This is a genomic window from Bradyrhizobium sp. USDA 241, assembly GCF_049739505.1.
Lineage (GTDB): Bacteria > Pseudomonadota > Alphaproteobacteria > Rhizobiales > Xanthobacteraceae > Bradyrhizobium > Bradyrhizobium liaoningense.
This window is the reverse complement of sequence record NZ_JBMGPZ010000005.1, coordinates 2,996,605-3,019,874: the sequence shown is the minus strand read 5'-3', so window position 1 is coordinate 3,019,874 and position 23,270 is coordinate 2,996,605. Positions and strand designations below refer to the sequence as shown.

At 64.1% G+C, this 23,270-nt stretch carries 16 protein-coding genes, 1 tRNA gene and 9 pseudogenes; 8 read left to right on the top strand and 18 right to left on the bottom strand.

Annotated features, from left to right (window positions below; translation table 11 throughout):
• Nucleotides 1-60 precede the first annotated feature (60 nt).
• Both ABIF91_RS36560 and ABIF91_RS36555 read left to right on the top strand, forming a co-directional pair.
• Nucleotides 61-645: pseudogene (locus ABIF91_RS36560) on the top strand (IS256 family transposase); the annotation flags it as partial.
• Between the two features lie 119 nt (nt 646-764).
• A complete protein-coding gene (locus ABIF91_RS36555; protein ID WP_249169981.1) occupies nt 765-1,658 on the top strand; it encodes a hypothetical protein in 894 nt (297 codons plus the stop codon).
• On the opposite strand, the gene tnpB (ABIF91_RS36550) is transcribed toward ABIF91_RS36555, so the two are convergent.
• Together tnpB (ABIF91_RS36550) and ABIF91_RS36545 are read right to left on the bottom strand one after the other, a co-directional pair.
• Nucleotides 1,646-1,954, bottom strand: a complete 309-nt coding sequence (gene tnpB / locus ABIF91_RS36550; RefSeq protein ID WP_060907863.1) for an IS66 family insertion sequence element accessory protein TnpB — start codon at nt 1,952-1,954, stop codon at nt 1,646-1,648. The genes ABIF91_RS36555 and tnpB (ABIF91_RS36550) overlap by 13 nt on opposite strands.
• The gene (locus ABIF91_RS36545; RefSeq protein WP_026192391.1) at nt 1,951-2,349 is read right to left on the bottom strand and encodes a transposase; all 399 of its coding nucleotides are present in this window, start codon (nt 2,347-2,349) and stop codon (nt 1,951-1,953) included. The genes tnpB (ABIF91_RS36550) and ABIF91_RS36545 overlap by 4 nt, the downstream gene beginning before the upstream one ends.
• An 87-nt stretch (nt 2,350-2,436) precedes the next feature.
• Here ABIF91_RS36545 and ABIF91_RS36540 point away from each other — a divergent pair.
• Nucleotides 2,437-2,577 (top strand): annotated as a pseudogene (locus ABIF91_RS36540) (ATP-binding protein); the annotation flags it as partial.
• Between the two features lie 467 nt (nt 2,578-3,044).
• Here ABIF91_RS36540 and ABIF91_RS36535 read toward each other — a convergent pair.
• Nucleotides 3,045-3,134: transfer RNA gene (locus ABIF91_RS36535), tRNA-Ser, on the bottom strand.
• A gap of 198 nt (nt 3,135-3,332) precedes the next feature.
• On the opposite strand from ABIF91_RS36535, the gene ABIF91_RS36530 reads away from it, so the two are divergent.
• Both ABIF91_RS36530 and ABIF91_RS36525 read left to right on the top strand, forming a co-directional pair.
• A protein-coding gene (locus ABIF91_RS36530; protein WP_086023025.1) for an IS3-like element ISRj2 family transposase occupies nt 3,333-4,462 on the top strand; the annotation gives its coding sequence in 2 pieces (ribosomal slippage) (nt 3,333-3,585 and nt 3,585-4,462; 1,131 coding nt in all).
• 308 nt (nt 4,463-4,770) lie between these two features.
• Nucleotides 4,771-6,039 (top strand): IS256 family transposase, encoded by a 1,269-nt coding sequence (locus ABIF91_RS36525; protein WP_014497957.1) that lies wholly within the window; start codon nt 4,771-4,773, stop codon nt 6,037-6,039.
• Nucleotides 6,040-6,398: 359 nt separating this feature from the next.
• Here ABIF91_RS36525 and ABIF91_RS36520 read toward each other — a convergent pair whose 3' ends face one another.
• The 15 genes and pseudogenes from ABIF91_RS36520 to ABIF91_RS36450 all read right to left on the bottom strand — a co-directional run bounded on the left by ABIF91_RS36520 (nt 6,399) and on the right by ABIF91_RS36450 (nt 19,934).
• Complete coding sequence (locus ABIF91_RS36520; protein ID WP_035678793.1) at nt 6,399-6,722, bottom strand: hypothetical protein; 324 nt, start codon at nt 6,720-6,722, stop codon at nt 6,399-6,401.
• 218 nt (nt 6,723-6,940) lie between these two features.
• Nucleotides 6,941-8,791 carry a dihydroxy-acid dehydratase gene (gene ilvD / locus ABIF91_RS36515; protein WP_284279002.1) on the bottom strand — a complete coding sequence of 617 codons (1,851 nt, stop codon included), beginning with the start codon at nt 8,789-8,791 and terminating at the stop codon, nt 6,941-6,943.
• 249 nt (nt 8,792-9,040) lie between these two features.
• Nucleotides 9,041-9,691 (bottom strand): annotated as a pseudogene (locus tag ABIF91_RS36510) (ABC transporter permease); the annotation flags it as partial.
• A 35-nt stretch (nt 9,692-9,726) separates the two neighbouring features.
• Nucleotides 9,727-11,011, bottom strand: a pseudogene (locus ABIF91_RS36505) (IS256 family transposase).
• A gap of 98 nt (nt 11,012-11,109) precedes the next feature.
• Nucleotides 11,110-11,391 (bottom strand): annotated as a pseudogene (locus ABIF91_RS36500) (ABC transporter permease); the annotation flags it as partial.
• Nucleotides 11,388-12,317, bottom strand: a complete 930-nt coding sequence (locus tag ABIF91_RS36495; protein ID WP_028182014.1) for an ABC transporter permease — start codon at nt 12,315-12,317, stop codon at nt 11,388-11,390. The pseudogene ABIF91_RS36500 and the gene ABIF91_RS36495, both read right to left, overlap by 4 nt.
• Nucleotides 12,317-13,303 (bottom strand): ABC transporter ATP-binding protein, encoded by a 987-nt coding sequence (locus tag ABIF91_RS36490; RefSeq protein ID WP_028182013.1) that lies wholly within the window; start codon nt 13,301-13,303, stop codon nt 12,317-12,319. The genes ABIF91_RS36495 and ABIF91_RS36490 overlap by 1 nt, the downstream gene beginning before the upstream one ends.
• A pseudogene (locus ABIF91_RS36485) lies at nt 13,300-14,049 on the bottom strand (ABC transporter ATP-binding protein); the annotation flags it as partial. The gene ABIF91_RS36490 and the pseudogene ABIF91_RS36485, both read right to left, overlap by 4 nt.
• A 49-nt stretch (nt 14,050-14,098) precedes the next feature.
• Nucleotides 14,099-14,749, bottom strand: coding sequence for a UPF0149 family protein (locus ABIF91_RS36480; protein WP_063712394.1), 651 nt, complete (start codon nt 14,747-14,749; stop codon nt 14,099-14,101).
• The gene (tnpC, locus tag ABIF91_RS36475; RefSeq protein WP_035681142.1) at nt 14,746-16,296 is read right to left on the bottom strand and encodes an IS66 family transposase; all 1,551 of its coding nucleotides are present in this window, start codon (nt 16,294-16,296) and stop codon (nt 14,746-14,748) included. Before tnpC ends, ABIF91_RS36480 begins: the two co-directional genes overlap by 4 nt.
• 50 nt (nt 16,297-16,346) lie before the next feature.
• On the bottom strand, nt 16,347-16,703 hold the full coding sequence (gene tnpB, locus ABIF91_RS36470) for an IS66 family insertion sequence element accessory protein TnpB (protein WP_018273742.1): 357 nt from the start codon (nt 16,701-16,703) through the stop codon (nt 16,347-16,349).
• The gene (tnpA, locus tag ABIF91_RS36465) at nt 16,700-17,122 is read right to left on the bottom strand and encodes an IS66-like element accessory protein TnpA (protein ID WP_424578819.1); all 423 of its coding nucleotides are present in this window, start codon (nt 17,120-17,122) and stop codon (nt 16,700-16,702) included. The genes tnpB (ABIF91_RS36470) and tnpA overlap by 4 nt, the downstream gene beginning before the upstream one ends.
• Before the next feature lie 87 nt (nt 17,123-17,209).
• A pseudogene (locus ABIF91_RS36460) lies at nt 17,210-17,452 on the bottom strand (ATP-binding cassette domain-containing protein); the annotation flags it as partial.
• A gap of 1 nt (nt 17,453) precedes the next feature.
• A pseudogene (locus ABIF91_RS36455) lies at nt 17,454-19,090 on the bottom strand (ABC transporter substrate-binding protein).
• A gap of 28 nt (nt 19,091-19,118) precedes the next feature.
• Nucleotides 19,119-19,934 (bottom strand): sugar phosphate isomerase/epimerase family protein, encoded by an 816-nt coding sequence (locus ABIF91_RS36450; protein WP_028182011.1) that lies wholly within the window; start codon nt 19,932-19,934, stop codon nt 19,119-19,121.
• Nucleotides 19,935-20,141: 207 nt separating this feature from the next.
• Here ABIF91_RS36450 and ABIF91_RS36445 point away from each other — a divergent pair, with 207 nt between their 5' ends.
• The 3 genes and pseudogenes from ABIF91_RS36445 to istA all read left to right on the top strand — a co-directional run.
• Entirely contained in the window at nt 20,142-20,279 is a 138-nt protein-coding gene (locus ABIF91_RS36445) for a hypothetical protein (protein ID WP_424579870.1), read from the top strand.
• 59 nt (nt 20,280-20,338) lie between these two features.
• Nucleotides 20,339-21,468, top strand: a protein-coding gene (locus ABIF91_RS36440) for an IS3-like element ISRj2 family transposase (RefSeq protein ID WP_129557670.1) whose coding sequence is annotated in 2 segments (ribosomal slippage) — nt 20,339-20,591 and nt 20,591-21,468 — 1,131 coding nt in all. Because the reading frame shifts where the segments join, the coding sequence is not laid out codon by codon here.
• 148 nt (nt 21,469-21,616) lie between these two features.
• Nucleotides 21,617-23,266, top strand: a pseudogene (gene istA / locus ABIF91_RS36435) (IS21-like element IS1631 family transposase); the annotation flags it as partial.
• Nucleotides 23,267-23,270: the final 4 nt, after the last annotated feature.

The window sequence follows — 23,270 nt, the reverse complement described above, 5'->3', positions numbered from 1 at the left end:
GCTGACCCCGCAAACCCCTCACAGAGACGCTCTTACACAAAACTTCTGACACTCCCGATCGACCTGCGGCAACGCGGGTTACGGATTGCCCCGCAACTCGCCATCGGCGACGGCGCCCTCGGCTTCTGGAAGGCACTGGACGAGGCCTTTCCCGGCACGCGGCACCAACGATGCTGGTGCCATAAAGTGAGCAACGTACTCGACAAGGTCGCCAAATCCGTGCAGGGCCCCATGAAGAACGACCTGCGGAACATCTATCTGGCCCCACACCGGGCCGAAGCTGAAACCGCGATCGACGTCTTCGTCGAGAAATACCACGTCAAATACGGACGTGCGGTGGAGTGCCTGATCAAGGATCGCCATGCGCTGCTCGCCTTCTTCGACTTCCCTGCTGAGCACTGGATCCACCTACGCAGCTCGAACCCGATCGAGAGCGTCTTCGCCACGGTGCGCCACCGAACGGTGCGGACCAAGGGATCGCTGTCGCAACAAACTGCGAAGCTGATGGTGTTCAAGCTCATCGACGCCGCATCGAAGACCTGGCGGCGATTGAAGAGCACGAACCAGTTGCCGAAAGTCATCGCCGGTGTAAAGTTCATCGACGGAATCGAAGTCATTCCGAACACTGAAAGCCACGCCGCCTGATCAGGCCGCGTCACCCAAAATCAGCCATAGCTCCCGCCCATATCGATGCAGCCGTTGGCGACGCATTCCTAACCGCACTAGCGCCGGCCGAACTCGATGCCTTGTCGCGCTCCCGCCGGGTGCAGCAGCAGACGAACAATGCGCTACGCTCCAGTGCAGAACGAGAGCTCGAGCGCAAGCGATACACGGCGGCGCTCGCCGAACGGCAGTTCAACCGAGCTGATCCAGATAATCGGTTGGTCGCCTCGGAACTCGAGCGTCGATGGGAAGCGGCGCTAAACGACGTGCGCGCCGCCGAAGAGGCGCTTGCCCGACAGACGCCGCCCAAAGCCATCACACAAGTGGCCATAAGCAAGGAGCTCAACGACAAGGTCATCAGCCTCACCGGCCGCCTCCCGCAGATATGGGGTGACGAGACTATCTCGGATGCGCATCGCAAGGCGTTGTTGCGATGTCTCATCGAAAAGGTCGTTCTCGACCGCGGTGAGCGCGACTTGGCCCTGGCTAGGATCGTCTGGCGGGGAGGCGCCGTGACGGAGCTCGAAGTGAAGATGAGCGTCAACTCCGTCACCAGATTGACGCGAGGCACAGAGATGCGGGAACGCCTTCTGACGCTCGCTCGCGACGGCGTCCCAGACGACAAGATCGCCACAATCCTTACTCGGGAAGGTCACCGCTCTCCCCGTTGCGCCGATAAGGTGCTGCCTATCACCGTTGGGCGGCTCCGTCGTGCCGCCGCCATCAAGGTAACTGCCCAGCGCAGCCGATGGGAGCATGACGACTCATACCTCAGCCCGCCCGAACTGGCCCGAAGGCTCGAGATTCCAGTAAACTGGCTCTATGTTCAGATCCGAACCAAGCGTTTGCTAATTGATCGCCAGCCCAGCGGCGCCTATCTCTTCCCGAATACACCATCCGTTCTTCACGCCATCGGAGACCTTCGAAACCACGTCATCGCGCAACTTGATCTAAGAATCTGTCAGCCTAACAAGGAGGGGCATCAACATGGGTGATCGAACAGCGCTTCGAACTGCACGCGCGTCAGATGCATGACGCCGTCGCTGATCTGCGGCCACTCGAAACGACCATCGCGGCCAAGGCGCTTGTAGACCAAAACGAGGCCCGTGCCGTCCCATAGCAAAATCTTCAGCCGGTCGGCGCGCTTCGAACGAAAAACCACGATCAGGCCCGAATGCGGATCGAGCCCAAGCGTGTTTTGCACAAGACCGGCCAGCGCGTCGTGCCCGCACCGGAAGTCAACAGGACGCACAGCAAGCACAATCCGCAGTCCCTGCGCCGGAATGATCATGCGCCGCGCTCGATCGCAGTCACGATCTCCGCGATCCGCACCGCCGACACGTCCGCATCCAGGCGGACCGAAACCTTGCCAATCGTAATCTCGACGGGCCCCTCGCTCTTGCCTGACGCCACTGGATCGCTCAGCTCGATCGACACGAAATCCGCCGCGTCGTCCGTGACCAATGCGAGCCGGCCAGCACGCGCCAATCTGCGCCACGTCGTCAACTGCTGGGCCTTCACACCATAACGCCGTGCGACATCACATACCCGGGCGTCGGGCTTCATGCTCTCGAAAACAGCGCGCCCCTTGATCTCCGCAGACCATAACCGGCCTCCAGAACGCGTCCGGCGCGTAAGCTTCCCCACAAAGCCATCAGCTTCGGCTTCCTCCCCCGATTGTTCCATCGCCTTCAGTCTCCTCTCGGCTCTCTGACAAGCCAAGGATCGCAGAGCGAAAGCCGAAGCGAAACCAGTCAATCAAATGGGAGAAAAGCTCCGCTTACGGACAACACTATGAGCACGACGATCCTCGATCGCCTTATGCATCATTGCCATCTGCTTGAGTTCGACGGACGCAGCTATCGGCTCAAAGAAGCCGCTGAAGCTCTTGCCCGGGAAACAAACTCAAACTAACAGTCCCTTGTCCTGCCTCGCGGGTGGAGGAATTTGACTGACCACACCCGGAGGAATTTGAAGTGACCCGCGGGGGCCGATCACCGTCAACTTCTCGCAGAGAGCCATCGATCTACTCAAGATCGACCATCACAGGCTCTATGTTTTTGGCGGCGTCAAATACCAAGACATTTTTTGGATTCGAGCGAAGATACGACTTTTGCTTTAGCTTTAATGCCGCCCCTAACAGCCCCATCAAAGCGGCTCAGGAAGACGGCTGCGACCGATACAACAAGCCGGGCTAGCAGCGTTCAGGCTGTGACGCGTGGCTGATGGGACGGATTGCTCGCGCCCGCGCCAATCGATGATCCCCCGGTCAAAGCGCCGTGACCGACCAGGAACAGACGGGAACGTTCAGGAGCGTGGTTAGTCGCTCTTGGTGAGTCGAAAGTCTTAAATATTGAAATTATTGGCTTTTTGGCTTGACCTGGCGGAAGGGGTGGGATTCGAACCCACGGTACCCTTGCGGGCACGCCGGTTTTCAAGACCGGTGCCTTAAACCACTCGGCCACCCTTCCCTGTCAGCGGGCTCAAGCACTTAGCCAATGGTGGCGTTGAACGCAAGGCGAACGAATAATCTGGTCCTGAACCGCGCCGCCGCTCCCGCATGATCAGGCCGAGGCGGGGCAGAGCTGGCCCCGCAAATTCGGACAGTAGCTTGAGTGGATTTTCTGCCTGACAGCGGCGAGGATTCTTGCTGCGAATCAGGAGCGAAGATGACGAAGAAGAGCCGCCGGACGCATTCTCCGGCATTCAAGGCGAAGGTTGCTTTGGCTGCGGTCAAAGGCGACAAGACACTGGCGGAGCTGGCGCAGCTGTTTGATGTTCATCCGAACCAGATCACGATCTGGAAAAACCAGCTCCTGGAAGGCGCCGCCGGCGTGTTTGGGCATGACAAGACATCGGCCGAGACGCCGGTCGATTTGAAGGCGTTACATGCCAAGATCGGCGAGCTGGCGTTGGAAAACGATTTTTTGTCCGGCGCGCTCACCAAGGCGGGCCTGCTGAGCGCAAAGCGATGATCGACCGCGGTCATGATCTTTCTATCGTGCGCCAGGCGAAGGTCCTGAAGCTGGCTCGCAGCACGGTCTACTATGAACCTCGGCCAGTTTCGGCCGAGGACCTTGCCTTGATGCGTCGGCTCGATGAGCTGCATCTCGATTATCCCTTCGCGGGAGCGCGTATGCTGCGATCGTTGCTGCGGCGGGAGGGCGTATACGCCGGTCGCCGCCACATCGCGACGCTGATGAAGCGCATGGGGATCGAGGCGGTCTATCGTCGCCCGAACACGAGCAAGCCGGCTCCGGGTCACAAGATCTACCCGTACCTGTTGCGCGGATTGAAGATCGAGCGGCCCGACCATGCGTGGGCAATGGACATCACCTACATTCCGATGCGGCGTGGCTTCGTCTATCTCGCGGCGGTCGTCGATGTGTTCAGCCGACGGGTCCTGGCCCATCGCGTCTCGATCACAATGGAGGCGGCCTTCTGCGTCGAAGCGGTCCAGGAGGCGTTGGCGAAGCACGGCAGGCCCGAGATTTTCAACACGGATCAGGGCAGCCAGTTCACCAGCCTCGAGTTCACCGATGTGCTGCTGGACGCGAAGATCGCCATCAGCATGGACGGCAAGGGCGCCTGGCGCGACAACGTGTTTGTCGAGCGGCTCTGGCGCACGGTCAAATACGAAGAAGTATATCTCCGCGCCTACGACAGCGTGTCCGAGGCGCGAGCGTCAATTGCCAAGTATCTGGCCTTCTACAATCAGGGACGCCCTCACTCGAGCCTTGACGGGCGCACGCCCGACGAGGCTTACTTCGGCACGCAAGCTATGGTGATGGCCGCATGACCGTCGCCGACGGTTTTGTCGTCGCTCTGGTCGGGCTACGCCCTCCCGACGCAACGACAAAACCGTAAAGCCCCGCGTTCAGCATAACCCGGCAGGAATCCACTTAAATCCAGCGGGGCGCTGTCCAAACAACCGGGGCCAGCTCTGAGCAATCCCGTTCTTGAACAGATCGTCCCATCATTGAGACGGATCAACACGCGGCGTTCGCCAGCGGAGCTATGCGGGAAACTGGGTGATGACGGAATGAGATAGGCGGCGTATCGAGGCGGGTGTCGAGCCTGCCAGAACCTCAAGGAGAGCGATACGCCATGAACGAGCATAGCAACATTGTCCCACTGCGTCAGCCCGATGAGATCGACGATCCACTGACGAATATTTTGCGATCTGGAGCTCGGCAGCTGCTTGCGCAGGCTGTCGAGATGGAAGCCGAGGCGTTTCTCGCCGCGATGAAGGGCTTGAAGCTTCCCGATGGCCGCGACCGCCTCGTGCGACACGGCCATGGTCCAGTGCGGACGATCCAGACGGGGATCGGCGCCGTCGAAGTCGCCCGGGTAAAGATTCGCGATCGCGCGGTGACCAGCGATGGCGAGCGGATCCGCTTCACCTCGGCGATCCTGCCGTTGTGGGCACGGCGCACGAAGAGCTTGGATGCACTTTTGCCGGTTCTGTACCTGCGAGGCATCTCGACGGGCGACTTCCAGGAGGCGCTGGCGGCGCTCTTGGGCAAGGATGCGCCGAATCTTTCTCCGGCGGTGGTTTCCAGACTGACGACGGAGTGGCAGCTCGAGTACGAGCGTTGGCAGAAGCGCGATCTGTCGGCGCGCCGGTACGTATACGTGTGGGCGGACGGCGTCTTCCTGCAGGCTCGCATGGAAGACCACAGCGAATGCATGCTGGTGCTGATCGGCGCGACGCCGGAAGGCAAGAAGGAACTCATCGGCTTCCAGGTCGGCGTGCGCGAGAGCACGCAGAGCTGGCACGAACTGCTCGTCGAGGCGAAAACCCGAGGGCTGAAGATCGCCCCGGAAATCGCCGTCGGTGACGGCGCGCTCGGCTTCTGGAAGGCGCTCGACGAGGTCTTTCCCGCCACGCGACATCAGCGGTGCTGGGTGCACAAAACCGCGAATATCTTGAACAAAGTCGCAGTGTCGGTACAGGCCAGCATGAAGAAGGACCTGCGCGAGGTCTATTTGGCGTCCAACCGAGCTTCGGCCGAAGTGGCGATCGATGTCTTTGCCGAGAAATACGGAGCGAAGTACGACAAGGCGGTCGAGTGCCTGACGAAAGATCGCGACGCAATGCTTGCGTTCTACGAATTCCCCGCCGAGCATTGGGACCACTTGCGGACGACGAATCCCATCGAAAGCGTGTTCGCGACGGTCCGGCACAGAACGGTGCGCACGAAAGGTTCGTTATCGTCAACGACTGCCAAGTTGATGGTGTTCAAGCTGCTCTGCGCCGCATCAAAGACCTGGCGGCGGCTGAAAGGCACAAATCAGTTGCCGAAGGTCAGCGCAGGTGTCAGATTCGAAAACGGCATCGAGGTCATCCAAGTGCCGGAAAACCACGCCGCCTGATCGCCTCGTCACCCAAAATCCCGCATAGCTCTCGCCAGCGCCGACGGAAACGGTGCGCATATCCCCCCAATAGGCTCGACGGCTGTCCCAGGCCGGCACATGAACCCTGGCACGCGCCATGCAGACCTATGTTTCACCGGGGATTTTGCACTTCCCTCCCTGGGGCTGGAGCAACGCCGCCTGCCATCATTTCAAACAGGCGGCGTTGCTGTTTCCGCGGCCTGCGGATCGGGCGCCCCCGCATCAACGATCCTATTGCGCCGGCGATCACGGAAGTTCTGCCTGTCGCGCTGAAGTGGCACCGGCAAAAAAAGGCGGCGCCCCCGAGGGAGCGCCGCATGATGCTCTTCCCTGTCAGCTCAGTAGCCGCAGGACGCGCAGCCCATCTGCACCGGGGCGTAGTAGGAATAGCCAGGCGAGACCATCTCGACGCGCTGGCGGGTAGCGTATTGCGGCGGGATGCGCTCGTACTGGACGCTCGGTGGCGCGACCATCACGGTCTGCGGCACCATGACGGTGCGGTACTGCGCCGGCGTGCGGTGCGCGACCACGGCCCCCGGCGACACCATCACGGTCTCGTCGACGCTGCGGTATTGCGGCGGCACGTATTGCTGCTGATAGCAGGTCGTGCAGGGCGGCGGTGCGTAGCAATTGTAGCAGCCGGCGGAGGCCGCGCCCGTCATGGAAACCGCGGCGACGGCAGTCGAGAAGACGACGGCGAGAGTACGAGACATTGTGGTGTTGCCCCAGTTGCCCGAAATGGATTTGCGAAGGTCGGCGCATTATACGCCGCAAAACCTTGCTTTGCCGAACTACGTCGGGGCATCCTTAATGCGAACGGCCGGCTTGCGCCGGCCGTTCAGAACTTGTTGACCATGCGCGTCAGGCGAATGGCGCGTGCTCAGTTCGAGCGACGCTTCACCTCGCGCACCGCGCCGCGCGCGGCGCTGGTGGTGAGCGCGGCATAAGCCTGCAGCGCGGTCGAGACGTTGCGCTTGCGGCCCGTCGCCTGCCAGGCGGCGTCGCCCTTCGCCTCTTCTGCTGCGCGGCGGCTGGCGAGTTCCTCGTCGGAGACCTCCAGCGTGATGCTGCGGTTCGGAATGTCGATGGCGATGACGTCGCCCGTCCGCACGAGACCGATGTTGCCGCCTTCCGCCGCTTCCGGCGACAGATGGCCGATCGACAGGCCGGACGAGCCGCCGGAGAAACGGCCGTCGGTGACGAGCGCGCAGGCTTTGCCGAGGCCCATCGATTTCAGGTAGCTGGTCGGATACAGCATCTCCTGCATGCCGGGGCCGCCGCGCGGGCCTTCGTAGATGATGACCACGACCTCGCCGGCGACGACCTTGCCACCCAGGATGCCTTCGACCGCGGCGTCCTGGCTTTCGAACACGCGCGCAGGGCCGGAGAATTTCAGGATCGAGGCGTCGACGCCGGCAGTCTTCACGATGCAGCCGTCCTGCGCGAGGTTGCCGTAGAGCACGGCCAGGCCGCCGTCCTTGCTGAAGGCATGCGCGAGATCACGCACCACGCCCTTCTCGCGGTCGGCATCGAGCTCGTCGTAGCGGCGCTCCTGGCTGAAGGCGACCTGGGTCGGGATGCCGCCGGGCGAAGCACGGTAGAAGGTGCGCACGGTCTCGCTCTTGGTGCGCTTGATGTCCCAGCGCTCCAGCGCCTCGCTCATGGTCGGCGCGTGCACGGTCGAGACCGAAGTGTCGATCAGCCCGGCGCGGTCGAGCTCGCCCAGAATGCCCATGATGCCGCCGGCGCGGTGCACGTCCTCGACGTGAACGTCGGCGACCGACGGCGCCACCTTGCACAGCACGGGCACGCGGCGCGAGAGGCGGTCGATGTCCTGCATGGTGAACGCCACCTGCCCTTCGTGGGCGGCGGCCAGGAGATGCAGCACGGTGTTGGTCGAGCCGCCCATCGCGATGTCGAGCGTCATCGCGTTCTCGAACGCCTTGAAGTTGGCGATGTTGCGTGGAAGCACGCTGGCGTCGTCCTGCTCGTAATAGCGGCGGACGAGATCGACGATGGTGTGGCCGGCCTCGACGAACAGGCGCTTGCGGTCGGCATGGGTGGCGACCACCGAGCCGTTGCCGGGCAGCGCCAGCCCAAGCGCCTCGGTCAGGCAGTTCATGGAGTTGGCGGTGAACATGCCCGAGCAGGAGCCGCAGGTCGGGCACGCCGAGCGCTCGATCACCTTGACGTCCTCATCGCTGACCTTGGAGTCGGCCGCGGCGACCATGGCATCGATGAGATCGACGGCCTTGGTCTTGCCGGCCAGCTTGACCTTGCCGGCTTCCATCGGGCCGCCAGAGACGAACACGGCGGGGATGTTGAGGCGCAGCGCCGCCATCAGCATGCCGGGCGTGATCTTGTCGCAGTTGGAGATGCAGACGAGGCCGTCGGCGCAGTGCGCGTTCGCCATGTACTCGACGCTGTCGGCGATCAGCTCGCGCGACGGCAGGCTGTAGAGCATGCCGTCATGGCCCATGGCGATGCCGTCGTCGACGGCGATGGTGTTGAACTCCTTGGCGACGCCGCCGGCCTGCTCGATCTCGCGGGCGACGAGCTGGCCGAGGTCCTTGAGATGCACGTGGCCGGGCACGAACTGGGTGAAGGAGTTGACGACCGCGATGATCGGCTTGCCGAAATCGCCGTCCTTCATGCCGGTCGCGCGCCAGAGGCCGCGGGCGCCCGCCATGTTGCGGCCGTGGGTGGTGGTGCGGGAGCGATAGGCTGGCATGGCGGTTTCCGTCCTCGGGTTTGGGACCGGGCGGGAAAATGTGGAGCCGCCTCAGGCCTTTCCGGCCGGATAGCGCACGGGGTGATCAGGCGCAACGGGAACTTGGACATGACAGGGCTCCCCTGCTCCCGGCGCGTGGGCACAGGCGGTCTCAGCCGTCATGCCCGGGCTTGTCCCGGGCATCCACGTTCTTGGTTCTGCGCGGCAAAGACGTGGATGGCCGGGACAAGCCCGGCCATGACGGAGCATTTACTGCAGGGTCGGATCGAGCCGGTCGCGGAGCCAGTCGCCGATCACGGAGACCGCCAACGTAGTGACGACGATCGTGGTGGCCGGCGCCAGCATGATCCAGGGCGCCCGGGTGAGGTATTCCCGGCCATAGCCGACCATGTTGCCGAGGCTGGTCATTGGCGGCTGTACGCCCAGGCCAAGGAAGGACAGCCCGGATTCCATCAGGATCACTTCGGGGAACACCAGCGTGGTCGAGACGATCAGGGTCGAGGCGATGTTGGGCAGGATATGCCGGAGGTAAATCCGCGACGGCGTCGCCCCCAACTGGCGCACCGCCGCCGCATAGCCTTGCGCATTGGCGGAGATGGCGAGGCCGCGCGCGATACGGGCATAGCGCTCCCAGCCGAACAGGCCCATCAGGCCGATCAGCAGGGGCAGCGAATTGCCGAAGAAGGCGAGCACGGCCAGCGCCATGATCAGGAAAGGCATGCTGGCCTGGAAGTCGGTCAGCATCAGCACGAGTTGCTCCGCGGCGCCACGGAAGTGCGCAGCGAGGAAGCCCAGCGTGGTGCCGACGATTGCCGAGATCGCGGTGGCACCGAAAGCGATCAGCAGCGAGATGCGGATGGAAACCAGAAGCCGCGACAGCACGTCCCGGCCGAGCTCGTCGAGCTATCGCCAAATTTTGGTGACGGCCGGGCCGGTCAGGCGGCGGCGGTTTTGGGCTCACGGACAGCCGTGCTTGGCGATGACCTCAATCCCGTCGTTGAATGTCACACCGAGCACGAGTTTTGGCAACTGGTTGTGACCATCGAGTCGACGCCAACTTTTCTGCGCGGCCTCGGCCAGTTTGAAGACCATCGCGAGCGCCGTCCTGTTGGACAGGCAACCCTTCGATCGGATCGTGCGGTGGCGCACGGTGGCGAAGGTGCTTTCAATGGGATTGGTCGTCCGCAGGTGTTTCCAGTGCTCGGCGGGGAAGTCGTAGAAAGCCAGCAGCGTGTCCCGATCCTTGCCGAGGCAGTCGGCCGCCTTTTCGTATTTGGGTGTGTAGCTCTCGATGAAGGCGTCGAATGCCAGCTCGGCGGTGGCCTTGGACTCCGCCATCCAAATCTCCTGCAGCGCGCGTTTGGCTTTCGGCTGCTGGCTCTTTGGCAGCTTGGCGAGCACGTTGGTGGTCTTGTGCACCCAGCAGCGCTGCTCGCGCGTTGTCGGCCAGACCTCACCGGCGGCCTTCCAGAACCCGAGCGCGCCGTCGGCAATGACGAGCCGCGGCGACACGTCGAGCCCACGCCGCTTCAGATCGAGCAGCAGATCGCGCCAATCGTGCGCGCTCTCGCGGGCGCCATCGGTGAAGCCGACCAGTTCCTTGCGGCCTTCCGGCGTCGCGCCGATCAGCACCAGGATGCACTGCTTCTCGTCCTCGAGGCGAGCTTCGAGATGGATGCCATCGGCCCAGATGTAGACATAGCGCCTGGCCGAAAGATCGCGCTTTTGCCACGCGGCGTACTCGTCGAGCCAGCCGTCCTTCAGGCGACCAACGGCGGATGCCGACAACCCGGCAGCATCCTTGCCGAGCAGCGCCGCCAGCGCCTCGGAGAAGTCGCCGGTCGAGATCCCCTTCAAATAGAGGATCGGCAGCAGCGTCTCGATCGACTTCGACCGCCGCATGTAGGGCGGCACGACCGATGGCGAGAACCGGATACGGTCGGGATCGGCGGCGGCGGCCTCGCGATCGCGCACACGCGGCTGGCGGACGGAGACTGGACCGATCCCGGTCATCACCTCGCGCTCCGGCAGGTGACCGTGGCGGACCACACGCTGCTGGCCGTCCTCGGTCTTCACATCGGCATGCTTGCCGAGAAAGTCCGCGACCTCGGCCTCGACCGCCTGCGCCAACAGAGCGCGGGCCCCGTTACGCAAGATTTCGGTGAGTTGGTCGTCGAACACTCCTGGCTGAATCAGCTTGGTGACGTTATCGTTGGACACGGCATATCGCTCCTTCGGTGGAGAAGTGGAGGCGTCAAGCACCCCCACGATATGCCGCCTTCCCGATTCCCGCCGTCACCAACTTTCAGCGATAGCTCGAGCTCGTCCGTGCCGAGCCAGTGCGCTGCATTGCCGGGTGCGGCGAGGCGATTGCGCAGGTCGAGCTGGGTAAAGCTGTAAGGCGCAATCTTCTCCGCGAATGCCGCGATCAGCAGCATCGCGATGATCCAGGCGACCGCGAGCGCGACCGAGACCGGAATTGCCGGCAGGCTGATACGGCGGCGAACGCTAGATTCTAGTCTTGACGCGTTTTCTTTACGCGAACCGGAATCCACTTCGCTGGAAAACGCTTTGGTGTCCTTCAGTGTCGCGTCGGTCATGCGTGGGCTCCTTTCGCGCGCAGCCGCGGGTCGAGGAAGCCGTAGAGGAAGTCGACGATCAGGTTGGACGTCACCATGGTCATCGCGACCAGCAACAGGATGCATTGCACGACCGCGAGATCGCGATTGGCGACGGCGACCACGAGCAGGCGCCCTACTCCCGGCCAGGCGAACACGCTCTCGACCACGACCGCACCCGCGATCAGCGTCCCCACCATGAAGCCGAGAATGGTGACGGTCGGAATCGCCGCATTCGGCAGCGCATGCGACGTCACCACCCTGCGCCACGGCACGCCCTTGGCCGAGGCGGTCCGGATATAAGGCTGGCCGAGCACTTCGAGCATCGCGCTGCGGGTGAAGCGCGCCAGCACCGCAGCGCCGCCAAGGCTGAGGGTTGCGATCGGCAGGATGGCGTGGCGCCAGCTGTCCTGCCCGCCAGAGGGCAGCCAGCCGAGCTGCACCGCAAAGACGAGCACCAGCAGCAGCGCCAGCACGAAGCTCGGCACCGTGAAGCCGGCGACCGCCGTCATCATCACGGCGCGGTCGATGGCGGAGCCGCGATGCAGCGCGGCGTAGATGCCGGCGGGAACGCCGAGCGCGACCTTGAAGAAGAAGGCCGGCAAGGTCAGCGCCAGCGTGGCCGGGATACGCTCCAGCACGAGCTCGATCGCAGGCCGTCCGTCGCGCATGGAGCGGCCGAGCTCGCCCTTGGCGATGGCGCCGAAGTAATCAAGATACTGGAACCAGATGGGATCATCGAGGCCCCAGGCCTTGCGGAAGGCGGCCAGCACCTCGGGCGGCGCCTCGGGTCCCAAAATCATCAGCGCGGGATCGCCGGAGAGGCGAAGCACGACGAAGGCGAAGGTGACGACGAGCACGATCGTCAGCGCCGCGCGCCCGATCCGAATGGCGAAAAAGCGTCCCATCAGGCTGCGTCCCGTGTCGCGGCGCCCGCAACGAGATGACAGGCGACCTGCCTGTTGCCGCCGACGGCCGCGAGTGTCGGTACCTCGCTCGCACAGCGCGCGATGGCGCGCGGGCAGCGCGGGTGGAAGGCGCAGCCGCTCGGCCGTGCCGCCGGATTCGGCGGATCGCCCGACAGGACGATGCGGCCGGCGCTGCGGCGGCCCGGTGCCGGCGATGCGGAGACCAGCGCCTGGGTGTAGGGATGCTCGGGCCGCGCGAACAGGTCGTCGGCGCTGCCGATCTCGACGATGCGGCCGAGATACATCACGGCAACGACATTGCTGATCTGCCTGACGACCCGCAGATCGTGGCTGATGAACAGCAGCGTCAGCGCCAGCCGGGCCTGGAGATCAGCGAGCAGGTTCACCACCTGTGCCTGGATCGAGACGTCGAGCGCGCTGACCGGCTCGTCGCAGACCAGGAAATCAGGTTCGGTGGCGAGCGCTCGCGCCAGCACGATGCGTTGGCGCTGGCCGCCGGACAGTGCGCCCGGATAGCGCGCACCATGCGCCGGCGTGAGCTCGACGGCGCGCAGCAACTCGCGGACGCGCTCCTCGCGCTCGGCGGGCGTGCCGAGGCCATGGATGTCCAGCGGCTCGCGGATCTGCGTCGCCACCGGCAGGCGGCGGTCCAGCGCGCCGAGCGGATCCTGGAAGATCATCTGCATGCGTGCACGCTGCGCGCGCCAGGCGGCCGTCCCGGCAGCGGCCATCGGCTTGCCCTGGAAGCGCACTTCGCCCTTATCGGGCGGCTCGAGGCCGAGCACGATACGCCCCGTGGTCGACTTGCCCGAGCCGGACTCGCCGACGAGCCCCAGCGTTTCGCCCTTGGCGATCGTGAGCGATACGCCATCGACCGCGTGCACGGCCGTGCTGCGGCCGAACATTCCGGAACGCATGGCATAGCTGCGCGAGATCGCAGACACCTCGACGAGCGGCGGGCTCATTCAGCCGCGACCCCAAGCAGCGCGCGGCGCGAGGCCTCGGCGCGGATGCAGGCGACGCTGCGGTCATCCGCGATCGGCGCCAGGCTGGGAGCGGCAAGACGGCACGGTTCGGCCGCCAGCGTGCAGCGCGGCGCGAAGGCGCAGCCGCTCGGCATGTGCGCCGGATCGGGCACCGTCCCGGGAATGGCGGTGAGACGCCGGCGCGGGCCATCGAGCGGCGGCAGCGCGCCGATGAGGCCTTGCGCATAGGGATGCACGGGATCGGCGAAGAGCTGGTTGCTGGGCGCCTGCTCGACGATGCGGCCGGCATACATCACCGCGACACGGTCGCAATTCTCGGCGACGACGCCGAGATCGTGGCTGATCAGCACCATCGCCATGCCGAGCTCGCGGCGGACCGTGGAGAGCAGCTCCAGGATCTGGGCCTGGATGGTGGCATCTAACGCCGTGGTCGGCTCGTCCGCGATCAGGAGATCGGGATTTCCGGCGAGCGCCATCGCGATCATGATGCGCTGGATCTGGCCGCCGGAGAATTCGTGCGGATAAGCCTCTAACCGCCGCACCGCGTCGGGAATGCCGACGAGATCAAGCAGCCGGCGCGCTTCCGCCTTCACGCCGCTGCCTTGGAGATCACGATGCAGGGCCAATGCTTCGCAGAGTTGCTTGCGGATGGTCAGCACCGGGTTGAGCGCGCTCGCCGGATCCTGGAAGATCATGGCAATGCGTCCGCCCCGCACGCGATCGAGTGTAAACGGTACGAGAGGCCCACGGAGCCACGGACTTGGTGCGGACGGCCTACGCACCGCGCTTGAAGCGTATAGGCATCCAGAACTGCCGGAGGGCCTCGACGGTTGCTGGAATGTTGCGCCAGGCGTTTTGGATGATGGGCTGCGTTCCCAGCGTGCGCCGGGCCGGGGGTAGCAAGGGTCGACCGGCGTCGTCGATGCAATGGACCAAGATCGGCCGCAGCATAAGGTGTTCGGTTCCATTCGGGGGGAGAAGCCGCGACCAGACGAGAAGCCGAAGCTTCATGACGGCGTAGAAGCCCATGCACCAGGGCTGCGGGTCGACTTCGCCGTCCGGTGATCGCACGAACAGCGGCTCGAAGCTCTCCGGTCTCGTCGACAGCGTCTCGCTGATAGCGTTGTGGCGCATCAGCGTGGCGGCGATTGCCGAGAACTCCTCGGTGTCGTGATTGAAGGCGTCGGGATCTACGCCGAGGAGCGGGCACACCCATTCCTCGGACGCCATCGAGACCGGCCCGGCGACGACCGCGGCCACCGCGCCATCGAGCATGGAGAGCGACGTCGCCCGCGGATGCCGAAGCGTCGGCGACCTGGCGCGCTTGCTGATCCATTGCCCGAGCCGTTCGAACGACATGGCATAGTCCGCCATCGTCGTCTTGCGTGCTTTTCGCGTTCCCCGCCCTTGCTTCGGCTTCGTCATGCCACGGCCCGCTTTTCGGCTTCGCGTGCGGCCTTCCAGTTCCAGGCCAGAAGTTCGTGAAGCTGGTTGGTCTTCGTGGCGCCGCTCACCATGCGATCGAGAACGTCGACGAGATACGCCTCGGGGTCGAGGCCATTCAATTTCGCTGTGTTAAGAAGCGAAGCGAGTATCGCCCAGGTCTCGCCCCCGCCTTCGTCACCACTGAACAACGAGTTCTTTTTTCCGATCGCAATTGGCCTGATCGATCGTTCGACCGTGTTGGTGTCCGGCTCGAGCCGCCCGTCATCCAGGAACGTCGTCAGGCCCTGCCAGCGTTCGAGCATGTAGTCGATCGCCTTGATGAGCGTCGAGCGGCGGGAGATCCCGTCCTTCACCGCGATCAGACGGGCCCTCAACGCCTCCATCAGCGGCTTCGTCTCGGCCTGTCGCGTCGCGCGGCGTTCCCCAGCATCGAGACCGCGGATCCTCTCCTCGATCGCGTAGACGGCCGCAATGCGCTCGATGACCTCCGCGGCGAAGGGTGAGTTCGTCGTCTTGTGCACCCTCACGAAGTTGCGGCGCGCGTGAACGAGACAATACGCCAGCTGGATCTGGCCCGACATCATCGCATCGCCCGCCAGCGAGGCGTAGGCGGCATAGCCGTCGACTTGCAGCACGCCTTCGAAGCCGGCTAACTGCGCCACGATCTCCTTTTTGCCGCGACCACCTGCGAACACGTAGGCGACCGCCGGCGGCGCCGGCCCCTTCCACGCCCGATCGTCCGTCGCGTGCGCCCAGAACTGGCAGATCCTCGTGCGGCCGCGTCCCGGATCGAGCACTGGCATCGGCGTCTCGTCGCAGAACAGCCGCTCGAAGCCGTGCATAGTCTTCAGTTGCAGATCGTAGAGGCCCCTGACCAGCCACGCCGCGCTCCCCATCCAGCGCGCCAGCGTCTGACGGTCGACGACGACACCCTGACCCGCCAGGATCTGCGTCTGGCGATAGAGCGTCGATTGCCAGGCATATTTGGCCGCGGCGATATGCGCGATCAGCGCCGTCGTTGCCATGCCGCCCTCGACGAGCCGCGCCGGTGCCGGGGCCTGGACAATCGGGCCCTCACAGGAGCGGCAGGCGTATTTTGGACGGATCGTGCGGAGCACGCGCAGCCACGCGGGAACCCGATCGAGCGCTTCGCTGCTCTCCTCGCCGATCCGATGCATCTGACCCGTGCAGCACGGGCACAGCGTGGACGCCGGCTCGATCACCCGCTCGACCCGAGGCAGATGCGCCGGCAGCGCGCCGATGTTGCGCTTCGCTTTGCGCCGCTCCGGCCGCGGCGCGTCCGGTTTGTCGTCATTGGCCGGGAGCTGTGAGCCGGCGGTCCGTTCCAGATCAAACGCGATCTGTTCGGCGCAGACGATCGCCGCGCGCTCCGATCGTGCGCCGAAGATCAGGCTCTTCAACGTGGCGATCTCTGCGCGCAGATCATCGTTCTCGCCTTCGAAAGCCAGCACCATCTCGGCAAGAGCCGCAGGGTCAGAGGGGAGATCTTCGGGGCGAAGCGCCATATCGCAGAGCTACACGAACGCACTCGCAATCGCCAGCAAAACAAGACGCTTCAGGCAACCTTCGTCGGCCGCTTCGTCACCTTCGGGACCACACGCGACCACTCCGCAAGACCTTCAATCAGCATCGCCAGTTGCGCCCCCGTCACCGGCATCGTACCCTCGCGAACAGGTGGCCAGGCAAAGCCCCCATTCTCCAGCCACTTCGTCGCTAGAACCATTCCCGAGCCGTCAAAAACCAGTAGCTTCAAACGATCCGATCGCTTCGATCGGAAGACATAAACGTCACCGCTGTAGGGCTTGCCGCCTAATCCCTCCGCTACCAGCGCGACAAGGCCATGAACGCCTTTACGAAAGTCAATCGGCTGCGTCGCGACGAACACACGGACCATTGGACCGAAAGAGATCATCGCGTCGATCTCACCGCCGCCAGCACGCGCTCCAGCGTCGCGGCGTCGACGCCGACGGGCACGCGCACCGTCGCGCCCGCGATCATCACCTCGATCCGCTCGGCCGGATCCGTCAGAACATGCGCCTTATCGATCGCGTTCGGCTGCGCCTCGACGGCGGCCTGGAGCCTGACTTGCACGAACTGCGGCGCTTCGCTCGACGCGAGCCGCGCCTGGCGCCGCCACACACTGAGCAGTCCCCGGTTCACCCCGTTGCGTCGAGCCACCTCGGAAATGCTCGTCTCCGGATCGGCACTCTCGGCCACGATCCGCGCCTTCTCCGCATCGCTCCAACTGCGCCGTCGCCTCTCCCCTGTGATCACCTCGATCCGCTGATAGGAGGCGGCATCATGCCCGTCTTGATGTCTGTCTTGATGCATGGAACGAGCGTCCCTCGCGTTGTCAAATCCACGCGCGAGTCTCGCTCATCCCGTCCACCTAAACGAGGTGGGGTCGTCGTACCGCTATCGATCGAGTTCGGCAGCCGACGCGCCGAGGATCTCTCGTCCCTCGAGCCGCACCGAGCCGGAGACCTGCGCATGGCGCGGCAGGAGGCCCAGCGCGCCGAGCCATGTGACCGACTTGCCCGACCCGGACTCGCCGACGAGGCCGAGGGCCTCGCCCTTCTCCAAGGTGAGATCGACGCCGCGCAGGACCGGCACGCCGCTGAAGGCGACGCTCAGGCCTGCAATGCTGACCAGCTGCGGCACGTCAGGCCTCGAAATTGCCGGCGCGGAAATCCATCGCGAAGGCGGGAGATGCCTTCCACTTGATCGATTTCGGCTTGGCGGTGAAGGTCGCGTTCTGGTGCAGCACCGTGTAGGCGGGGTCCTCGCGCTCGGCGATCTCCAGCATGCGGCGGAACGCCTTCTTGCGGGCGGCGCGGTCGGTCGAGGTTTCCAGGAACTCCGAGAGCTTGTTCAGCTCGACATTGGTCCATTCGCCGATCTGCTGCTGCTGGCCGTTCGGCCCGTGCTGGGCGACCAGCGAGGAGACTGGGTCGTTGAACGCGGCCGAGTTCGACCAGTCGCGCACGGCGCGCGCGGGTCCCCGCTCCATGACCTGCGACCAGTTCTCCTTGGTCTCGATCTGCACGTTGAGGCCGACCGACTTCCACATCTCGACCAGAATCTGCGCGGTCGCGACCTGGTTGGTGTAGTAATTGTTGAGCAGACGATAGGGAATCGGATCGCCCTTGTAATTGGCCTGCTTGAGCAGATCCTGCGCAAGCTTGGGATCATACGCGGGCACGCTCCAGTCGGCATTGAACATGTCGCCGTAGAATTCCCATTGCAGGCCCTTCGGCACGCGGGTGCGGCCGGCCCACAGGCTGTCGACGATGGCCTGGCGGTCGATCGCATGGGTGAACGCGCGCCTCACCAGCGGATTGGCGAGCTGGGCGTGGTTCTTGTCGAACACGGTCAGGCGATGATTGAGGATGGTGCCGCCCTGCACTTCGAATGCGGCGTTCTTCTCGATGCCGGCGATCTGGTCCGGCGGGATGTCGCAAGCGAACTGGTATTCGCCCGACAACAGGCCATTGATGCGGCTCGCGACTTCAGGCACTTCGAGGAAGCGGATGCGCTTGAGCGGCGGACGGCCACCCCAATATTCGTCGTGGCTTCGAGCGTGAGCGAGACGTCGGGCTTGAGCTCGACGACCTTGTAGGGACCGGTGGTGATCGGCTTGCGCGCCCAGTCGAGATAGCTCGCAGACTCATCCCAGGCGCGGCGGTTCATGATGTCGGAACCGTAGCGCGACAGCCGGCCCTCGATGGTGACGTCGGGCGTCGCGTTGTAGAAGCGCACGGTGTACTTGTCGACGGCATCGACGCGCACGAGGTCCGGCCAGATGCGGCGGGCGACGGCCGGCACATCCGGCGGCAGCTCCTTGCCCGGCCGCGGCGTCGGGATCTTCTCGAACGCCTTGATGGTGGAGCGGTTCTTGGCCTCTGTCTCGCCGAACATGCGTTCGCGGCTGAAGGTGAAGACGACGTCGTCCGCCGTCAGCTCGTCGCCATTGTGGAACTTGACGCCCTGGCGCAGCTTCACCTCGACGGTCTGATCGTCGATGCGGCGCCATTCGGTGGCAAGGCCGGGCACGGCTTCGAGATTGCCACGCCAGTTCTTGGAGATCAGGCCTTCCCAGACCGAGGAGAAGAATACGCGCTCGCCGACATTGGACTGCTCGCGCAGCACGTCGAGCACGTTCGAGTTGGTGACCTTCTGCACGGCGATCGTGACCGACGGACGGTTGTCGCCTTGCGCGATCGCAAAGCGCGGCAGTAACAGCGTGCTTGCGGCAACGCCGCCGGATTTCAGGATGCTGCGACGGGTGAGCTTGCTCATGATGATGACCCTTGCCCTGTGATGACGGCTATTCGGCGAGGCCGAGCGCGGCGAGATGGGCGGCGCCGGCGCGGACGTCGTCGTGATTGCGGAGCTCGAGGATCAACCGCGGATTTGACGTCAGACGGCCAAGGGCGCGGAACACGGCCACCCACGGGATATTGCCTTCGCCCGGCGCCCAGTGCCGGTCGGCAAAGCCGTCGGTGTCCTGGAGGTGCACGTGCGTGAGCATGTCGCCGGCGGTCTCGACGTAATAGTCGACCGGCGGCGCGCCGGTGGAGATGTGCGCGTAATTGGCGTGCCCGGTGTCGAGCGAGACGCGGACCTTGCTGCTTTCGAGCGCCCTGGCGAGGCGCACGCGGTCGCGCGGATCCTTGTCCTCGATGTTCTCGATGACGATCTCGCAGCCGATGGTTTCAGCGCGCGCAATCACCTCGGCGAGCGTCGCCTTGACGCGTTCGACGATGTTGCCGCGGTTATCGGGATAGAGATCGAGATTGTTGTGGTCCCACGTCGTGAACGGCGAGTGGACCACCATCTGCGTCGCGCCGAGGAATTCGGCGGCATCCAGCCCCTGAAGCAGGCGCTTGGTCACCGCCTGGCGGATCATCGGATCGTGGCTGTCGATCTTGAAACCCCAGAACGGCCCGTGGATGCCGAGCCGGCCGGTATGGCCGGAAAGCATCTGCTTGATCTCGCCCGCCGTGCTCCGCCAATCGCTGTCGAGCAGATCGGCGCGGAAAAAATCCTGGATCTCGAGATCGCGCTGCCGTTCGAGAAGCCAGTCGCGATGCGCGGGGATCGATTTGATGGACAATGCGGCGCCCAGCACCGGCTTCGACATGGCTTGCTCCTTGACCGTCGGCGATGACGGGAGCAGCGCTAGACCAGTTCAATGACAGGCCCGTGAATGTGTCTTCGGCGGCGCTGACGAGATGTGGACACCCCGTGGGTCGGTCAAAATCCCCCGGGTATGGTCACTTGAAACTCCCCCACCTGATGATCGCCGTCAGCGCCGCTGAACAGCAGTAGCCGGTCAGGCAGGACGTTTATGTTCGACCCCTTTAGCCAGCAAGGGGCCGGGGAGTTGAACGTCTTGAAGCGACATCTGCAAAGCACCGTACTTACATTACTTGATCGCAACACCAGCCAGCGCGAGAAGAGCTGGCCCCGCAAATTCGGACAGTAGCTTGAGTGGATTTTCTGCCTGACAGCGGCGAGGATTCTTGCTGCGAATCAGGAGCGAAGATGACGAAGAAGAGCCGCCGGACGCATTCTCCGGCATTCAAGGCGAAGGTTGCTTTGGCTGCGGTCAAAGGCGACAAGACACTGGCGGAGCTGGCGCAACTGTTTGATGTTCATCCGAACCAGATCACGATCTGGAAAAACCAGCTCCTGGAAGGCGCCGCCGGCGTGTTTGGGCATGACAAGACATCGGCCGAGACGCCGGTCGATTTGAAGGCGTTACATGCCAAGATCGGCGAGCTGGCGTTGGAAAACGATTTTTTGTCCGGCGCGCTCACCAAGGCGGGCCTGCTGAGCGCAAAGCGATGATCGACCGCGATCATGATCTTTCTATCGTGCGCCAGGCGAAGGTCCTGAAGCTGGCTCGCAGCACGGTCTACTATGAACCTCGGCCAGTTTCGGCCGAGGACCTTGCCTTGATGCGTCGGCTCGATGAGCTGCATCTCGATTATCCCTTCGCGGGAGCGCGTATGCTGCGATCGTTGCTGCGGCGGGAGGGCGTATACGCCGGTCGCCGCCACATCGCGACGCTGATGAAGCGCATGGGGATCGAGGCGGTCTATCGTCGCCCGAACACGAGCAAGCCGGCTCCGGGTCACAAGATCTACCCGTACCTGTTGCGCGGATTGAAGATCGAGCGGCCCGACCATGCGTGGGCAATGGACATCACCTACATTCCGATGCGGCGTGGCTTCGTCTATCTCGCGGCGGTCGTCGATGTGTTCAGCCGACGGGTCCTGGCCCATCGCGTCTCGATCACAATGGAGGCGGCCTTCTGCGTCGAAGCGGTCCAGGAGGCGTTGGCGAAGCACGGCAGGCCCGAGATTTTCAACACGGATCAGGGCAGCCAGTTCACCAGCCTCGAGTTCACCGATGTGCTGCTGGACGCGAAGATCGCCATCAGCATGGACGGCAAGGGCGCCTGGCGCGACAACGTGTTTGTCGAGCGGCTCTGGCGCACGGTCAAATACGAAGAAGTATATCTCCGCGCCTACGACAGCGTGTCCGAGGCGCGAGCGTCAATTGCCAAGTATCTGGCCTTCTACAATCAGGGACGCCCTCACTCGAGCCTTGACGGGCGCACGCCCGACGAGGCTTACTTCGGCACGCAAGCTATGGTGATGGCCGCATGACCGTCGCCGACGGTTTTGTCGTCGCTCTGGTCGGGCTACGCCCTCCCGACGCAACGACAAAACCGTAAAGCCCCGCGTTCAGCATAACCCGGCAGGAATCCACTTAAATCCAGCGGGGCGCTGTCCAAACAACCGGGGCCAGCTCTAGATTCACCGGCTGACGGGTGTCGATCGCAAGACGATCCGGCGTTATCAGGCGCTGCGGGCCGGTGCGGAGGCAAATTCCCCCGGGGAAGTGACCACCGGCTCGGTGAGCGCGGACGGCCAAATTCCTCCACCCCGACCACCGGCTTTTGGGACATCGGAAGCGACGGTCACCAGCAGCCTGGCCCGTTCGGCTTGCGAAGCGCATCGGACGTGGATCGAAGAACAGGTCCGGCTGAAGCGGAACGCGCAGGCGATTTACCAGGACCTGGTTGATCAATTTGGCTTTCCGTCCAGCTACCAGAGTGTCAAGCGGTTTGTGCGCCGGTTGCGGCACGCTGATCCTGAGCAGTTTGATCGTCTTGAGTTCCTCCCCGGCGAGGAAGCTCAGGTCGACTATGGCGAGGGCGCGCCGACGGTTGATCCGAAGAGCGGGCGGTACCGTCGTCCCCGCCTGTTCGTGATGACGCTACGCTACTCGCGGCGCAGCTTCCGGCGGGTAGTCTGGAAGTCCAGCCAACAAGTCTGGGCGCAGCTCCACGAAGAGGCGTTCCGGTATTTTGGCGGGGTCCCCAGCTATGTCGTGCTCGACAACCTGAAGGAAGGCGTCCTCAAGCCGGATTTGTACGAGCCCCAGCTCAACCCGATTTACAGCGCGATGCTGGCTCATTACGCCGTGGTCGCCGATCCCGCGCGCGTGGCCGATCCAAATCGGAAAGGATGCGTCGAGAATGCGATTCAACATACCCAGGGCACTGCGCTGGCCGGACGGCGCTTCGAGACGCTGGAGGCGCAAAACGAGTTCTTGAGGCACTGGGAGGAGAACTGGGCTTCCAAACGCATCCACGGCAGCACGCGCCGTCAGGTCGAGGCGATGTTCCAGGAAGAGAAGCCGCACCTGCGGCCGCTGCCTGTCGCTCCCTTCCGCATCTTCACCGAAGTCGTCCGGACTGTCTGCGACGACACCACCGTACGCGTCGACAACAGCTATTACGCCGCGCGGCCCGCGCCGATCGGCAGCCAGGTCGTCGTGCGCATCTACACCACCACGATCGAGATCCGTGATCGCCACACCCGTGCGCTGCTGCGTGTTCATTCCCGGATGGCGCACCCCGGTTCTGTCGTCCTGCCGACCAGCGAACGGCCGTTCAACCCGTCGCGGCAAACCGCCGTGCTGCTGGCGAGCGCCGAGCGCATCGGACCGCAGACCAGGGCCTTGTGCCAGCAGGTGTTCGACACCGAAGGGCGCCCCGGACAGCGCGCGATGTGGGGCATTGTCGGGCTGGGCCGGAAGTATCCGGCGCGGCTGGTCGAGCAGGCCTGCGCGCACGCCATCGACAACCGCATCTACCGCTACAAGCACGTGCGTGCGACCGTCGAGCGGTTGTTCGAACAGGCGATCGAGCAGGTTGGAGTGACGCCACAGCCGGCATCGCCGCTCACCCAGGATCATCCGCTGATCCGTACCCCCGCGGAATACGGCGACCTCTTCAGCCGCGCTGTGCGGCGCGACGCCGACGACAATGGTCGGCAGGCCGAGGCTCACGACGATCACGCCACGGCAATCCGCGCTCGTGTCGCCTGCGCAACCCCGGCCAACTCCGGCGCCACGAGCGCTCCCGCTGCACCTTCTCACCTTAAACTGGAGACCTAGCCAC

Coding starts and splice junctions, on each gene's coding strand:
- tnpC (WP_035681142.1), bottom strand. CDS start 16,296: ATGGCGCTTCGCCCCGAAGATCTCCCCTCTGACCCTGCGGCTCTTGCC.
- ABIF91_RS36490 (WP_028182013.1), bottom strand. CDS start 13,303: ATGAGCCCGCCGCTCGTCGAGGTGTCTGCGATCTCGCGCAGCTATGCC.
- ilvD (WP_284279002.1), bottom strand. CDS start 8,791: ATGCCAGCCTATCGCTCCCGCACCACCACCCACGGCCGCAACATGGCG.
- ABIF91_RS36445 (WP_424579870.1), top strand. CDS start 20,142: ATGTTCGACCCCTTTAGCCAGCAAGGGGCCGGGGAGTTGAACGTCTTG.
- ABIF91_RS36480 (WP_063712394.1), bottom strand. CDS start 14,749: ATGACGAAGCCGAAGCAAGGGCGGGGAACGCGAAAAGCACGCAAGACG.
- ABIF91_RS36450 (WP_028182011.1), bottom strand. CDS start 19,934: ATGTCGAAGCCGGTGCTGGGCGCCGCATTGTCCATCAAATCGATCCCC.
- ABIF91_RS36520 (WP_035678793.1), bottom strand. CDS start 6,722: ATGACGGGCGCGGCCTCCGCCGGCTGCTACAATTGCTACGCACCGCCG.
- tnpB (WP_018273742.1), bottom strand. CDS start 16,703: ATGATCTCTTTCGGTCCAATGGTCCGTGTGTTCGTCGCGACGCAGCCG.
- ABIF91_RS36525 (WP_014497957.1), top strand. CDS start 4,771: ATGAACGAGCATAGCAACATTGTCCCACTGCGTCAGCCCGATGAGATC.
- tnpA (WP_424578819.1), bottom strand. CDS start 17,122: ATGCATCAAGACAGACATCAAGACGGGCATGATGCCGCCTCCTATCAG.
- tnpB (WP_060907863.1), bottom strand. CDS start 1,954: ATGATCATTCCGGCGCAGGGACTGCGGATTGTGCTTGCTGTGCGTCCT.
- ABIF91_RS36495 (WP_028182014.1), bottom strand. CDS start 12,317: ATGGGACGCTTTTTCGCCATTCGGATCGGGCGCGCGGCGCTGACGATC.
- ABIF91_RS36545 (WP_026192391.1), bottom strand. CDS start 2,349: ATGGAACAATCGGGGGAGGAAGCCGAAGCTGATGGCTTTGTGGGGAAG.